The following is a 13,879-nucleotide window of genomic DNA, read 5'->3' on the forward strand; positions in this document are numbered from 1 at the left end:
TCCAGATAAGTGAAAGAGAAATGGAAGAAGTAAAAGCCCGGTTCTGCATAGCCGCGGCCAGCCGCCGCTCACAGAGGCGGCCGGCTCAGGCGCGCATCTACCGCGCGCCGGTTTGCTTTTTACCTTTTACTTCTTACGTTTTATCCTGCTCAAAGAGCATGGGCATCAACGCTGCGGCGCCGTCTGGGAGATAGCGGCCCGACGCCCCGCTCTTCTCATTATAGGGCAAACCGCTCTGCGCGTCTACCCTGCTGTCATATAAAAGGAAGGGGACCGGGTCTCCGTCGTGGCCGCGGGTGGCGGTGAGAGTCTTATGGTCGGAGAGGACCAGAAGCCGGTAATCGAAGCCCCTGCTGCTCAGCGCCTCGGTCAGGGGGCCCACGACCCGGCTGTCCAGCCACTCGATGGCCTGGAGCTTGCCCTTCAGGTCGCCGTTGTGGGTGCACTCGTCTGGGGCCTCCACATGGATGGCGGCGAAGTCCGCGCCCCGCTCCAGCGCGCGGACGGCGTGCTCCACCTTGCCCTCGTAGTTGGTATCCAGCTCGCCGGTGGCGCCCTCCACCAGCTCCACGTCCAGCCCGGAGAGCCGGGCGATGCCATGGCAGAGGGGCACGGCGGAGATGACCACGCCCTTCTTGTGGTACTTGCTCTGGAAGGACTCCAGCTCCACGCCGGTTCCCTCCGCCCAGAACCACACGCCGTTGGCGGGGAGCTTGCCCTCGGACCGGCGCTCCTCGTTGATGGGGTGGTGGTCCAATATGCGGTTGGAGAGCTCCATCAGGCCGCGCAGCACGTCGGCGTTGGGACAGCCGGAGGGCAGGATGGGGCCGATGACCTCGCCCAGGTGGTCGTGGGGCGGGATGAGCTTGATGCCCGTGATGTCCGCGCCGGTCTGGACGGCGATATGCCGGAAGGAGGGCGCGGGGTTCACGCTCATGCCCGCCGCCCGGGCCGCGGCCATGAACGCGGGGTGGAAAAAGAGCGCCTCGATGAGGGAGATGGATTCCCGCCCGTCTATGGATCCGCCGGAGTGGGAGAGGATTTTTTTCTCTGCGTAAGGCTTGTCGCCGTCCTCCAGGGCCACCATATTGCACCGATAGGACACGTCTCCCGCATTCAGCTTGATGCCGGTGGCGGCCGCCTCCAGCGGGGAGCGTCCGGTGTAGCACTTCCAGGGGTCATTGCCGAAGATGGAGAGGATGGCGGTGTCGCTGCCGGGGGGCAGGCCCTTGGGGCAGTTGGTCACCGCTCCTACCTCGCCCCGGCCCGCCAGGGCGTCCAGGTTGGGAATCTTCGCGTATTCCAGCGGCGTTTTGCCCCCCAGCTCGGGAACGGGATTGTCGGCCATGCCGTCGCCGATGACGAGAACGTATTTCATACTGACACCTGCCTATTCCCTATTACTTGATTCCTTTTCTCTGTCCTGCTTCTTTTTCAGGTTGGTCAGGAAATTATCCATCCGGGTCAGGGCCTCGGCGATGTCCTTCATGCTGGTGGCGTAGCAGCAGCGGATGAAGCCCTCGCCGCCGGGCCCGAAGGCGGAGCCGGAGATGACCGCCACCTTCTCCTCCATCAGGAAGCGCTCGCAGAACTCGTCGGAGCTGAGGCCGGTGGAGCGGATGTCCGGGAAGAGGTAGAACGCACCCCTGGGCTCGAAGCACTGAAGGCCGATGCGGCGCAGGCCCTCCAGCAGGTAGCGGCGGCGGCCGTCGTACTCGTCGCGCATCTTCTCGATGTCCCGGTCGCCGTTGCGCATGGCCTCCACAGCGGCGTACTGGCTCATGGTGGGGGCGGACATGATGCCGAACTGGTGCAGCTTGAGAATCTGCTGGATGATGGGCTGGGGCCCGCAGACGTAGCCCATGCGCCAGCCCGTCATGGCGTGGCTCTTGGAGAAGCCGTTGATGAGGACGGTGCGCTCATACATATCGGGGATATTGGCGATGGAGGTGTGGTGCATATCATAGGTCAGCTCCGCGTAGATCTCGTCGGAGAGGACCATGATGTCGGTGCCCCGGAGCACCTGGGCGACGGCCTCCAGATCCTCATGGCTCATGACCGCGCCGGTGGGGTTGTTGGGGAAGGGCAGCACCACCGCCTTGGTTCTGGGGGTGATGGCGTTTTTGAGCAGCTCCGGCGTGAGGCGGAACTCGTCCTCGGCGCGGGTCTCCACCAGAACGGGGGTGCCCCCCGCCATGGAGACCAGGGGCCCGTAGCACACGAAGGACGGCACGGGCACGATGACCTCGTCGCCGGGGTTCACCAGGCAGCGGATGGCCAGGTCGATGCCCTCGCTGCCGCCCACGGTGACCACTATCTGGCTGGCGAAATCATACCTCAGGCTGAAGCGGCGCTCCAGGTAGGAGGCGATCTCACGGCGCAGCTCGGCCAGTCCTGCGTTGGAGGTATAGCGGGTGCGGCCCTTCTCCAGGGAGTAGATGCCCGCGTCCCGGATGTGCCAGGGGGTGACGAAGTCGGGCTCGCCCACGCCCAGGGAGATGGCGTCCTTCATCTCCTCCAAGATATCAAAAAACCGGCGGATGCCCGAGGGCTGGACCTCCTGAATCCGCTGGGACAGAATCTTGTCGTAATTCATACGAAAATGAACTCCCTTTCGCCCGGCGCCTGCTTTTCAAAAATCAGGTGCTTTTCTTTGTATTTTTTGAGGATAAAGTGGGTGGCGGTACCGGTGACGCCCTCCAGCGGGGCCAGGCGGTCGCTGACGAAGCCGGCCACTTCCCGCAGGGTGCGGCCGGAGATAATGACGGTGAAATCGAAGGCGCCGGACATGAGATACAGGGCCTCAACCTCGTCGTACTGGTAGATGCGCTCGGCGATGCGGTCGAAGCCCTCCTCCCGCTGGGGAGTCACCTTGACCTCAATGAGGGCGGTGACCGCGTCCCGGTCGGTGGTGTTCCAGTCCACGATGGCCTGATAGCCCAGGATGACCTTTTCGGCCTCATATTGCTTGACGGCGGCCTTCACCTCCTCCACCGGCATATTGGCCATGGCGGCCAATTGCTCGCTCGTGCGGGTGCAGTCCTCCTCCAATAATTGGAGCAGCTTGGTCATGCAAATCTCCTCCTTTAAACTTTCATAATATTCACCATGATAACATGGGAGACGGCGGCGGCTGTGTCAAAACGGCTGCGCGTTGGACAATATTATAATGACTTCCGCCCCAAATGGCAACTTGTTTTCTCCAATTTTTCCTGACCGCCCAGACGTTTCTACCGAAAAATGCAATACGAAAGAGGGCGGGGGTCATTTTGCATAGATTCGGAAAAGAGACAATTCTTCCGGTTGTGAAATTTTGTGCACTTTTCAGTGGAAATCCGAATACTAAAGTGCTATGATGGGATACGCCCAAAATAGATGTATAGCTAATTGATGCGGAGGCGAGACCATATGGAGTACGTGGACCTGGTCAACAAAATTGTGGCTGCCGAGCACAGCGCCCAGGAGATTGCCCGGGAGGTCAAGGAGAAACAGGATTCTCTGGACGCCGACCTGAAGCTGGAGGTCGGCAAGCTGCGGGAGGACTACTTCGCCCGGGCCAAACACCGCATCGACGAGGTGGAGAAGACCGAGGCCGCAGCCGCCGAGGAGGACATGGCCCGCTGGGACAAAAAGCGGGATCAGGCTCTGGCCGAGGTGGAGCGCGCCTATGCAGAGCACAAGGACCAGTGGGTGGAGCTCCTCTTCTCCCGGATTGTCGGGGAGACGGAGAGGGCGGAAGTATAAATAATAACGCCGGGGCTGCTGAGCGGCGGACTGGTCTCCAGGGCCGCCGCGCCTATGCCGCCTTTTCCCTTCCTTTAATTCTAGATGAAAGAGGTGGTCGCTGCCGTGATGAGCAGCTATATGCGCTACGGCGCGCTGAGCGCCAAAGTGCGCGCCATGTACGGCAAGCGCCTGCGCTTTTCCGATTTCGAGCACATGGCGGCCATGCCCAGCGAGCAGAGCGTGCTGGAGTACCTGCGGGGTCAGCCCGGCTGGACGGCGGCGGTCAGCGCCTTGGACACCACCGGCTACGTGGGCCGGGTGGAGCTGGAGGAGGCGCTGCGCCAGCAGCTCTGGAAGGAGTACCGAGGACTCAGCCACTTCGTCCCCAAGGGCGACAAGCTCCTGGTGGCGTTCCCCGTCCGGCTGGCCGAGCTGGAGGACATCATGACCGCCCTGCGGCGGCTCAAGGCCGCCGGCCACGCCAAGCCCCTCCCCGCCTCCCGGTATGAACAGCTGGAGAGCAAGGTGGACCGCAAGGCCCTCGCCGCCTGCGCCGACTACGACGGCCTCCTGGCCGCCACGGTTGGGAGCATCTACCACGAGGCGCTCCTCCACGTCCGGTCCAATACCGCCGGGGAGCTGCCCGACTACACCACCACCGAGGCCCTGCTCCGCTCCACTTATTTTTCCCATATGTACCGGCTGATCCACAAGAGCTGCGCCGGTGAGACGAAAAAGGTGCTGCTGCGCGCCTTCGGCGAGCAGGTGGACCTGCTCAACGTCATCCATATCCTGCGCCTGAAGACCTACTTCCCCGGCGACGGCCAGTACTATTCGGCCCTCTTCCCCTTCAACTACCGCCTGCGGCCGGAGAAAGTCAAGGCCCTGTGCGACGCCGGCGACAGCGCCGCCGTGCTGGCGCTCCTCCAGGACACCCCCTATGCGGCGGCCGCGCAGGCCCAGGGCGCGTCCGGCGTGGAGGACTGGTACCGCAGGGAGTTCTATCTCTTCAACAAGCGGCAGCTGGTCACCGGCGAGCCCTCCCTCTACACCGCAATGAGCTATCTCACCCTCAAGGAGATGGAGTTCAAGATGCTGGTCAACGTCATCGAGTCGGTGAAGTACGGCGCGCCCTACGACGAGAGCTTTGCACGGCTGATTGGCGAGTAGGCCCCCCGGTTTCGCGCCTGCGGCGCGGGTCGGGGTGTTTTTCCGGACAATTGTTATATCACTGATTTGCCTTTGGCAAAATACAAATAAGACCAAAGAGGAGATGATCTGGTTGGCAGTCATCCCAATGAAACTTCTGACCATTGCGGGGCCGATAGGGCAGTTCGACTCCGTGGTGCGTGAATGCGTTATCAATCAGGAGTTCCACCCCGAAAACACCCTGCAATTCATGAAGGGCGTGCGCGGTCTGCGGCCCTTCGACCTCACCAACCCCTATACCGCCCTGCTCCGCCGGGCGGAGCAGGTGGCGGACGAGGTGGGCATCCCCCTGGAGTACTCCTCCTTCGACGACGGCTGCGGGGACCCGGCGGTCCTCACGGCCTACTTCGACGATCTGGAGCGCCGGGTGAACGAACTGACGGACAGGCGGGAGGCGCTGCTGCAGAGCGCCTCCGACGACCGGAACATCGTCACCCAGCTGGAGCATCTGAAGGGCGTCACGTCCAATCTGGAGGAGCTGTGGGCCCTGGATTACACCCGCTTCCGCTACGGCTACCTCCCCCGGGACACCTACGACAGCTTCCTCCAGACCCTCAACGAGGAGGATGACATCCTGTTCTTCCCCACCAGCATTGAGCAGAAGATTGTCTACGGCGTCTACTTCACCACCAAATCCTCCCACGAGAAGGTGGACTCCCTCTTCAACTCCCTCCACTTCGTGCGCATCCACATCGACGCCCAGGCCCACGGCTCGGCGGACGAGGCCATGTCCGACCTGACCGCCCAGGCCGCAGCCGCCGAGGCGGAGGCCCAGGCCGTGACGGGGCAGCTGGAGGCCATCAAGGTCAGTGAGCACGACAAGCTCATGGCCGACTACTCCTACCTGCGGTATATGAACGACTCCCACGACCTGCGGCGCTTTGCCGCCCACTCCCGGGAGACCTTTTACCTCATGGGCTGGGTGCCCCGGGACGCGGTGGAGGGCATCCATGAGAAGCTGGACCGCTTCCCCAACCTCTCCTGCGTGGTGGACAGCGCGGGGGATATGCCCGATGTGAAGCCCCCCACCAAGCTCAAAAACTCCTTCCTGGGCCGGGCCTTCCAGCCCTTCCTGGAGATGTACGGCCTGCCCGCCTACAATGAGATCGACCCCTCCATCTTTATGTCCATCACCTACTGCCTCTTCTTCGGCATCATGTTCGGGGACCTGGGACAGGGCCTCTGCCTCGCCCTGGCGGGCTTCGTGCTGGCAAAGTGGAAGAAGATGTGGCTTGGCAACATTATCACCTGCTGCGGCCTCAGCGGCGCGGTCTTCGGGTGCGTCTACGGCAGCGTCTTCGGCATTGAGCTGGAGGGCTTCGGCTTCAAGGCCCTGGCGCCCATAGAGGAATCCCTGGTGCCCGGCGTGAGCAACGTCATGCTGCTGCTGGTCATGTCGGTTGCCCTGGGCGTGCTCATGCTGGCCTTCGTCATGGTGATGAACGTCGTCAACGGCGTGCGGCAGCACAATTACGAGAAAATTTTCTTCGGCCCCAACGGTCTGGCGGGCATGGTGTTCTACCTCGGCCTCATCATCGCCGCCGTGTGCACCCTGCTGCTGGGGGTGAACCTCTTCGTCCCCGCCTATATCATCCCCGTCCTGATCGTGCCCCTGGCGCTCATCCTCCTCAAGGAGCCCCTCTCCCTCATGCTGGAGGGGAACCCGGAGTGGAAGGAGATTAAGATCGGCGGCCTGCTGGTCACCGGCTTCTTCGAGCTCTTCGAGACCTGCCTCTCCTTCCTCACCAACACCCTCTCCTTCATGCGTATCGGCGCCTACGCCATCACCCACGTTGGATTGATGCTGGTGGTGGAGATGCTGGCCAATATGGCCGGCGGTATCCACCCAGACGTTACCGTGGGCGGCGTCATCGTCATGGTGCTGGGCAACATCTTCGTGATGGGCTTCGAGGGCCTGCTGGTGGGCATTCAGGTGCTCCGTCTGGAGTTTTACGAGCTGTTCGGCCGGTTTTACGACGACGGCGGCATCGCCTTTGTCCCCAAGGTCATCGACTATTCTGCCCGCACTGCAGGCTGATATAGATTGCCGGGCCGTGCAGGGTTCCGGAACCCGTGTCCGGCCGGCGAAAAGGCATCTTCCCCGAACGGCGTCTCTCAGTCCGCCGACGCGGACAGCGTACCCTTGTAGGTGCAGCTCCCCTCAGAAGGAGCCAACGATGAAGTTCTGAAGTGATTTTATGGAGGTCAATCGTATGAAATTTCTCGTTCTGTTTCTGGCCACCCTCGTGGTCTTCTCTCCCCTGTTCCTGGCCGGTTTCCGCAAGTACACCGGCAAAAAGGCCAAGCGCGCCCTGGTGACCAACATCGCCTCCTTCTGCGCCCTCTTCGTCATCGCCACCGTGCTGGGCTTCGGCGGCAGCGCCATGGCGGCCGACGTGTCCGTTGAGGCCGCCACCGCCTCCGCAGCCGGCCTCTCCGCCGGCCTGAAGTACATCGGCGCCGCCCTGGCCGTGGGTCTCTCCGGCATTGGCGGCGGCATCGCCGTGGCCTCCTCCGCCTCCGCGGCACTGGGCGCCATCAGCGAGAACGACAAGGCCTTCGGTAAGGCCCTGATCTTCGTCGGCCTGGCCGAGGGCGTCGCCCTGTACGGCCTGATCGTCGCCCTGCTGCTGCTGTTCACCTAATCTGGGCGCGGACATTTTCTGCGGAAATTGTGGCACTACGGCCGCGCCTTCCGGGGGAACCCCCGTTCCCCCGGGATACGCACTGGCGGATATGCCAGTGCGATACCCCCTCCGCATTCCGTGGGGGGTAAAGGAGTTATCTCTGATTATGAAATACTTTGTCATCACCGACAGCACCGACACTCAGGTGGGCCTGCGGCTGGCGGGCATTGAGGGCGTCGTGGTCCGGGAGGAGCCGGAGGTCCGGGAGGCCATCCGCAAGGCGGTGGCTGACCGTGAGATCGCCGTTCTTCTGGTCACGGAGAACCTGGCTATTATGTGCGCCGACCTGCTGGAGCCCATCAAGATGACCGGGCACACACCCCTGGTTGTGGAGATCCCCGACCGGCACAGCAAGGGCCGCGCGCCCGACTCCATCACACGGTATATCCGCGAGGCCATCGGCGTCAAGATTTAGGGTGTATCTGAGTAAGTCGGGGTGGTGCGGATTTCGAGCGGGAAAGGCGCCATGCAAGCCGTTTTTTCGCGGGAATCCTGGATGGATTGCAAGGGAAGACGGCGCAGCAGCGCACTTTTCCCGCCGAAAGGCGCGATGCACAGACTTTTCAGTTACACCCTAGTGAATAGGCAGCAAGGAATAGGGAACAGGCCGGCATCAAGTCCGCTCCATCTCCGTTACCCCATCGCTTATTCCCTATCACCTATTCCCTATTACCTTGTCAAGGGGGTCCACTCATGTCCGAACTGAATCAAAAATTAGACCACTTCACGGCCACCATCCTGGCCGAGGCCACCGCCGAGACCGAGCGCACCCTGGCGGACCTCAAGGAGAAGCGCAGCGAAGCCTTCTCCGCCGCCGAGGATCAGATTCTGGCCGAGACCTATCACTATATCCGCACCGAGGTGGCCCGCGTCAAGAGCGAGGCCGGCCGACAGGTCTCCCGCCGGATGCTGGACGCCAAGCGGGAGCTCTTCCTCCGCCGGGGCCAGATTGCCGACGAGGTCTTCGAGCTGGTCCGGCAGAAGATCGTCGCCTACACCGGCGGCGGCGCCTATCCGCTGCGACTCAAGGATCTCTTTCTGGCGGCTGTCGAGAGTCTCAAGGAGGGCGACGACATCCGGGTGTATCTGCGCAGGGCCGACATGGCCCAGGCGGACGCCCTGGCCGCCGCGCTGCCCGGCATGACCTTTACATTCCGGGAGGGCACGTTCCTCCTGGGCGGGCTGGTCGCCGAGTCCCCCTCTCTGGGCCGCCGGGTGGATTCCACCTTCGACAGCGCCCTTGCGGAGCTGAACGGCCACTTCGCCGAGCTTTTCGGCCTCTCGCTGGCCAACGTGCAGAAGGAAGGGCAGGAGGGCGACGAGTTATGAGTCAATATGTTATCAAGGGCGTCAACGGCCCTGTCGTCACTGTCGTGGGCGGCCACGGCCTCGCCATGATGGACATGGTCCACGTGGGCGAGGAGGGGCTTATCGGCGAGGTTGTGGGCGTCAACGGCGGCGTGACCACCGTCCAGGTCTACGAGGACACCGCCGGCCTGGCCCCCGGCCAGAGGGTGGAGAGCACCGGAGCGCCCATGTCCGTCAAGCTGGGGCCTGGGCTTCTGAGCAATATCTTCGACGGCATCGCCCGGCCCCTGCGGGTCATTGAGGAGAAGGCCGGACCCTTTATTACCCGGGGCATCAACATCTCCGCGCTGGACGAGGAGAAGCTCTGGGACACCGAGATTGCTCTCAAGGTGGGCGACGAGGTGAAGCCCGGCACCCTCTATGCCACCTGCCGGGAGACCACCCTCATCACCCACCGCTGTCTGGCTCCCATCGGCGTGACCGGCAAGGTCACCCGGGTGATGCCCGACGGCGCGTATAACGTCAACAAGGTCCTGGTGGAGGTCACCGACGAGTACGGCCGCATGAGCGGGCTGAAGCTCTCCCAGGAATGCCGCATCCGCACCCCCCGGCCCATGGCCGAGCGCCTGCCCATCGACCGGCCCCTTATCACCGGCCAGCGCATCATCGACACCCTCTTCCCCATCGGCAAGGGCGGCGCGGCGGCCATCCCCGGCCCCTTCGGCGCTGGCAAGACCATGACCCAGCACCAGCTGGCCAAGTGGTCGGACGCGGACATCATCGTCTACTTAGGCTGCGGCGAGCGCGGCAACGAGATGACTCAGGCCCTGGAGGAGTTCTCCGAGCTTCTCGACCCCAAGAGCCACCAGCCGCTGATGAACCGCACCATTCTCATCGCCAACACCTCCAATATGCCCGTGGCCGCCCGTGAGGCGTCTGTCTACACCGGCATGACCATCGCAGAGTACTACCGGGATATGGGCTACCATGTGGCCCTGATGGCCGACTCCACCTCCCGCTGGGCCGAGGCTCTGCGGGAGATCTCCGGCCGACTGGAGGAGATGCCCGCCGAGGAGGGCTTCCCCGCGTACCTGGCCTCCCGCCTGGCGGAGTTCTACGAGCGCGCGGGCTATGTGCGCACGCTGGAGGGGAAAGAGGGCAGCGTCACCGTCATCGGCGCGGTCTCCCCCCAGGGCGGCGACTTCTCCGAACCGGTCACCCAGAACACCAAGCGGTACGTGCGCACCTTCTGGGGCCTGGACCGCGCCCTGGCCTACGCACGGCACTTCCCCTCCATCAACTGGCTCACCTCCTACTCGGAGTACGCCGCCGATCTGAAGCCCTGGTACGACGCCAACGTGGGTCTGGACTTTGTGCCCTGCCGCATCCGCATCTCCAATCTCCTCCAGGAGGAGGCCTCCCTGATGGAGATCGTCAAGCTTATCGGCGCGGACATCCTGCCCGAGGACCAGAAGCTGGTCATCGAGACCGCCAAGCTGATCCGCGTGGGCTTCCTCCAGCAGAACGCCTACCATGAGATCGACACCTACGTGCCCATGGGCAAGCAGCTGAAAATGATGCAGCTCATTCTCCGGCTCTACGACGGGGCGAAGCACCTCATCGGCCGGGCCATCCCCCTCTCCCAGCTCAAGGCCACCGGCATCTTCGACACCCTCACCAAAATGAAGTACGAGATTGCCAACGACCAGCTGGAGAAGTTCAGCGACTACGAGCGTGTGGTGGACGAGGCCCTGGACAAGGTGGAGCTGGCCAACCGGTAAGCGCGAGGTTCGTGCCTCTTGTGAATGGGGTACGCCGTACCCGCAAGGCGGCGGCTCCGCCGCCTGCGGAGCTGACCGGGGGATCAAACCCTCCGCCCCAGTGCGCGCACCTGGGCACCTCCCTTACAAGGGGAGGCCCTGCAAGGAGTGATTTTTTATATGCGAATGGAATATATCGGTCTGAGCGAGCTGTCCGGCTCCCTCATCGCCCTCCAGGGCGTGGAGGACGTGGCCTTCGACGAGGTGGCTGAGATTACCCTCGACAGCGGCGAGCGGCGCTATGGCCGCGTCATCCTCATCGACGGCGACCGCGTGGTGCTTCAGGTCTTCGAGGGCACCAAGGGCATCTCCCTTGAGAACGCCCGCACCCACTTCACCGGCAAGCCCATGGATATCGCCCTCTCCCGTGAGATGCTGGGCCGGGTCTTCGACGGCGCGGGCCGCCCCATCGACGGGCTGGGTGAAATCTACCCCGAGGAGCGGCGGAACATCAACGGCTCCGCCATCAACCCCGTCTCCCGGCAGTACCCCCGCTCCTGTATCTACACGGGCATCTCCGCCATCGACGGCACCTCCACCCTAATCCGGGGGCAGAAGCTGCCCATCTTCTCCGGCTCGGGCATGAAGCACAACGAGCTGGCGGCCCAGATCGTCCGGCAGGCCCGTGTGGCCGACCAGGACGGCGAGTTCGCCATCGTCTTTGCCGCCATGGGCGTCAAGAACGACACCGCCGAGTTCTTCCGCCGCAACTTCGAGGAGGCGGGCGCCCTCCAGCGGGTGACCATGTTCGTCAATCTGGCCTCCGACCCCATCATTGAGCGCATCCTCACCCCCCGCTGCGCCCTCACCGCCGCGGAGTATCTGGCCTTTGACCTGGGGTACCATGTTCTGGTCATCATGACCGACATGACCTCCTACTGCGAGGCCGTGCGTGAGTTCTCCTCCTCCAAGGGCGAGATTCCCTCCCGGAAGGGCTTCCCCTCCTACCTCTACTCCGATCTGGCGTCCCTCTACGAGCGCGCCGGCATGATCCACGGCAAGGCCGGGTCGGTGACCCAGGTGCCCGTCCTCACCATGCCCAACGACGACATCACCCACCCCATTCCCGACCTCACCGGCTATATCACCGAGGGACAGATTGTGCTGGACCGGGACATGGATCAAAAGGGTATCTATCCCCCCATCGCCATCCTGCCCTCCCTGTCCCGTCTGATGAAGGACGGCATCGGAAAGGGCTTCACCAGGGACGACCACCCCGACCTCTCCAATCAGCTCTTCGCCTCCTACTCCAAGGTACAGGACGCCCGGAGCCTGGCCAGCGTCATCGGCGAGGATGAACTCAGCGACGTGGACAAACAGTACCTGGAGTTCGGCAAGGCCTTCGAGGCCCTCTTCGTCAACCAGGACATGATGCAAAACCGAACCATCGACCAGACCCTGGACCTGGGCTGGAAGCTCCTCTCCATCCTGCCCAAGGGCGAGCTGGACCGCATCAGCAGCGCCATGATCGACGCCCACTATGTGGAGGGGGCCTATAAGACCATCCTCAGCGGCGAGGTCAGCGGGGACGGGAAGCTGAGCTAAAAAAGCAAAAGAGAAGAATGAAAAAAGCCCTGTGAGGGCTGCCTCTCCGTTTTCCCTCTTCTCTATTCTTTTGAAAGGAGGTGGCCGCATGGCCGCTGTCCTGCCAACCAAGGGCAATCTGATGGCTACCAAGCGTTCCCGGTCCCTGGCCCGGACGGGCTATGAGCTCATGGACCGGAAGCGGAACATTCTGATCCGGGAAATGATGTCCCTGATGGACACTGCCAAATCCGTTCAGGATCAGATCGACACCGTCTTTACCGAGGCCTACGCCTCCCTCCAGGTGGCCAACATCAAGCTGGGCCTGGTGGACCGCATCTCCGAGGCGGTGGAGCTGGATGACTCGGTGGAGCTGCAGTACCGCTCCGTCATGGGCGTGGAGCTGCCCCATATCCCAGACCGCGCCAGCGACGTGAAGCCGGAATACGGCTTTGCCTACACCAGCTCCGAGCTGGACGAGTGCTATCTCAAGTTTCACAAGGTGAAAGACCTGACCCGGCAGCTGGCCGAGGTGGAGACCTCCATCTACCGTCTGGCCACCGCCATCAAGAAGACCCAGAAGCGGGCCAACGCCCTCCAGAACATCGTCATCCCCAGCTTCGACTCCACCATCCGCTTCATCACCGAGGCGCTGGAGGAGAAGGAGCGGGAGGAGTTTGTCCGCCTCAAGGTCATCAAGCAGTTTCAAAACAAGAAGAAGGTCCAGGCCGGGTAACAAACTGCATAAAAAGGCTCTGCAAAACGGATGTTTTGCAGAGCCCTTCTTCCTATTGGCTGCCCGGTGCGGGAAAGCGCGCGGCGCTGACAAGGCCGGTTCAGGTCTGGTAGGTCCTGGTGCAGATTTCCCGGATTTTCGCCTGGAGGGACTTCAAGTCCTCAAACGCCGCGGGCCGCCAGCCGGGGTTGCGCAGGAGGGCCGCAGGGTGGTACATGGCGGTCATCTGGGTGCCCGCCTTCTCCACCCACTGCCCGTGTTCCTTGGTAATTTTAAAATCCTCGCGGATCAGCTTCATGGCGGAGATACGGCCCAGACAGACGATGATTTTCGGCCGGATCAGGGCCACCTGATTGCGCAGATAGCCGATGCAGGCCTCCTGCTCGATGTTCTGCGGGTCCCGGTTCTGGGGCGGGCGGCACTTGACCATATTGGCTATGTAGACCTTGGTGCGGTCCAGGTCGATGATCTCCAGCATATCATCCAGCAGCTTGCCGCCCCGGCCCACAAAGGGCAGGCCCTGCAGGTCCTCGTTCTCACCGGGGCCCTCCCCGATGAACATCACCTCGGCATTGGGGTTCCCGTCCCCGAAGACCACATGGGTCCGGGTGTCGGCCAGGGCGCATTTTTGGCAGTTCATGCATTCCTGATAGAGCTCGTCCCAATTTTTCATGCTTTCACCTCTCGATTGGTTTTCATATCATAACATAAAACCGCGAAAATTGCAAAAGATGAATCATGTTGAAATTGACGGTTGACAGGACTGCCCTCAGGGGCGTATAATGCGTCCAATATCAAAAAGGCAATGAGAAAGACCGCCCCTTGGGCATCCGACAGAGAACGCGGGTCACCGACTGAGAGCCCGCCCC

General features: G+C 62.6%; 13 protein-coding genes. 9 read left to right on the top strand and 4 right to left on the bottom strand.

Annotated elements, in window-relative coordinates; translation table 11 throughout:
• Positions 1-133: 133 nt before the first annotated feature.
• Genes apgM through H8S62_RS11920 form a run of 3 tightly spaced genes read right to left on the bottom strand, consistent with a single transcriptional unit; the run spans position 134 to position 3,072 of the window.
• Positions 134-1,378: a 2,3-bisphosphoglycerate-independent phosphoglycerate mutase gene (gene apgM / locus H8S62_RS11910; RefSeq protein ID WP_155148753.1), complete on the bottom strand. Its 1,245-nt coding sequence runs from the start codon at positions 1,376-1,378 to the stop codon at positions 134-136.
• A gap of 12 nt (positions 1,379-1,390) precedes the next feature.
• Positions 1,391-2,596: an aminotransferase class I/II-fold pyridoxal phosphate-dependent enzyme gene (locus tag H8S62_RS11915; RefSeq protein WP_155148751.1), complete on the bottom strand. Its 1,206-nt coding sequence runs from the start codon at positions 2,594-2,596 to the stop codon at positions 1,391-1,393.
• Positions 2,593-3,072 (bottom strand): Lrp/AsnC family transcriptional regulator, encoded by a 480-nt coding sequence (locus H8S62_RS11920; protein ID WP_155148749.1) that lies wholly within the window; start codon positions 3,070-3,072, stop codon positions 2,593-2,595. The genes H8S62_RS11915 and H8S62_RS11920 overlap by 4 nt, the downstream gene beginning before the upstream one ends.
• A 336-nt stretch (positions 3,073-3,408) precedes the next feature.
• Between H8S62_RS11920 and H8S62_RS11925 the strand changes: the two genes are divergently transcribed.
• From H8S62_RS11925 to H8S62_RS11965, 9 genes are all read left to right on the top strand, one after another.
• Positions 3,409-3,744, top strand: coding sequence for a hypothetical protein (locus H8S62_RS11925; protein ID WP_155148747.1), 336 nt, complete (start codon positions 3,409-3,411; stop codon positions 3,742-3,744).
• A gap of 108 nt (positions 3,745-3,852) precedes the next feature.
• Positions 3,853-4,896, top strand: coding sequence for a V-type ATPase subunit (locus tag H8S62_RS11930; protein WP_243255657.1), 1,044 nt, complete (start codon positions 3,853-3,855; stop codon positions 4,894-4,896).
• 103 nt (positions 4,897-4,999) lie between these two features.
• Positions 5,000-6,973: a V-type ATP synthase subunit I gene (locus H8S62_RS11935; protein ID WP_173023469.1), complete on the top strand. Its 1,974-nt coding sequence runs from the start codon at positions 5,000-5,002 to the stop codon at positions 6,971-6,973.
• Between the two features lie 175 nt (positions 6,974-7,148).
• Positions 7,149-7,580 carry an ATP synthase subunit C gene (locus H8S62_RS11940; RefSeq protein ID WP_155148741.1) on the top strand — a complete coding sequence of 144 codons (432 nt, stop codon included), beginning with the start codon at positions 7,149-7,151 and terminating at the stop codon, positions 7,578-7,580.
• Between the two features lie 148 nt (positions 7,581-7,728).
• Positions 7,729-8,037 carry a V-type ATP synthase subunit F gene (locus H8S62_RS11945; RefSeq protein WP_155148729.1) on the top strand — a complete coding sequence of 103 codons (309 nt, stop codon included), beginning with the start codon at positions 7,729-7,731 and terminating at the stop codon, positions 8,035-8,037.
• A 278-nt stretch (positions 8,038-8,315) separates the two neighbouring features.
• Entirely contained in the window at positions 8,316-8,951 is a 636-nt protein-coding gene (locus H8S62_RS11950) for a V-type ATP synthase subunit E (protein WP_155148727.1), read from the top strand.
• Positions 8,948-10,711 (top strand): V-type ATP synthase subunit A, encoded by a 1,764-nt coding sequence (locus H8S62_RS11955; RefSeq protein WP_186919513.1) that lies wholly within the window; start codon positions 8,948-8,950, stop codon positions 10,709-10,711. The genes H8S62_RS11950 and H8S62_RS11955 overlap by 4 nt, the downstream gene beginning before the upstream one ends.
• Before the next feature lie 159 nt (positions 10,712-10,870).
• Entirely contained in the window at positions 10,871-12,295 is a 1,425-nt protein-coding gene (locus tag H8S62_RS11960; RefSeq protein WP_155148723.1) for a V-type ATP synthase subunit B, read from the top strand.
• 88 nt (positions 12,296-12,383) lie between these two features.
• The gene (locus tag H8S62_RS11965; protein WP_155148722.1) at positions 12,384-13,010 is read left to right on the top strand and encodes a V-type ATP synthase subunit D; all 627 of its coding nucleotides are present in this window, start codon (positions 12,384-12,386) and stop codon (positions 13,008-13,010) included.
• 100 nt (positions 13,011-13,110) lie between these two features.
• Here the strand turns inward: H8S62_RS11965 and H8S62_RS11970 are convergent, their stop codons facing one another.
• Complete coding sequence (locus H8S62_RS11970; protein ID WP_155148720.1) at positions 13,111-13,683, bottom strand: uracil-DNA glycosylase; 573 nt, start codon at positions 13,681-13,683, stop codon at positions 13,111-13,113.
• Between the last annotated feature and the right edge of the window lie 196 nt (positions 13,684-13,879).

Origin of the sequence: Lawsonibacter faecis (assembly GCF_014287675.1) — a bacterium.
GTDB classification, from domain to species: domain Bacteria; phylum Bacillota; class Clostridia; order Oscillospirales; family Oscillospiraceae; genus Pseudoflavonifractor; species Pseudoflavonifractor faecis.

Coding starts and splice junctions, on each gene's coding strand:
- H8S62_RS11945 (WP_155148729.1), top strand. CDS start 7,729: ATGAAATACTTTGTCATCACCGACAGCACCGACACTCAGGTGGGCCTG.
- H8S62_RS11950 (WP_155148727.1), top strand. CDS start 8,316: ATGTCCGAACTGAATCAAAAATTAGACCACTTCACGGCCACCATCCTG.
- H8S62_RS11920 (WP_155148749.1), bottom strand. CDS start 3,072: ATGACCAAGCTGCTCCAATTATTGGAGGAGGACTGCACCCGCACGAGC.
- H8S62_RS11955 (WP_186919513.1), top strand. CDS start 8,948: ATGAGTCAATATGTTATCAAGGGCGTCAACGGCCCTGTCGTCACTGTC.
- H8S62_RS11960 (WP_155148723.1), top strand. CDS start 10,871: ATGCGAATGGAATATATCGGTCTGAGCGAGCTGTCCGGCTCCCTCATC.
- H8S62_RS11940 (WP_155148741.1), top strand. CDS start 7,149: ATGAAATTTCTCGTTCTGTTTCTGGCCACCCTCGTGGTCTTCTCTCCC.
- H8S62_RS11970 (WP_155148720.1), bottom strand. CDS start 13,683: ATGAAAAATTGGGACGAGCTCTATCAGGAATGCATGAACTGCCAAAAA.
- H8S62_RS11925 (WP_155148747.1), top strand. CDS start 3,409: ATGGAGTACGTGGACCTGGTCAACAAAATTGTGGCTGCCGAGCACAGC.
- H8S62_RS11930 (WP_243255657.1), top strand. CDS start 3,853: ATGAGCAGCTATATGCGCTACGGCGCGCTGAGCGCCAAAGTGCGCGCC.
- H8S62_RS11935 (WP_173023469.1), top strand. CDS start 5,000: ATGATCTGGTTGGCAGTCATCCCAATGAAACTTCTGACCATTGCGGGG.
- apgM (WP_155148753.1), bottom strand. CDS start 1,378: ATGAAATACGTTCTCGTCATCGGCGACGGCATGGCCGACAATCCCGTT.
- H8S62_RS11915 (WP_155148751.1), bottom strand. CDS start 2,596: ATGAATTACGACAAGATTCTGTCCCAGCGGATTCAGGAGGTCCAGCCC.
- H8S62_RS11965 (WP_155148722.1), top strand. CDS start 12,384: ATGGCCGCTGTCCTGCCAACCAAGGGCAATCTGATGGCTACCAAGCGT.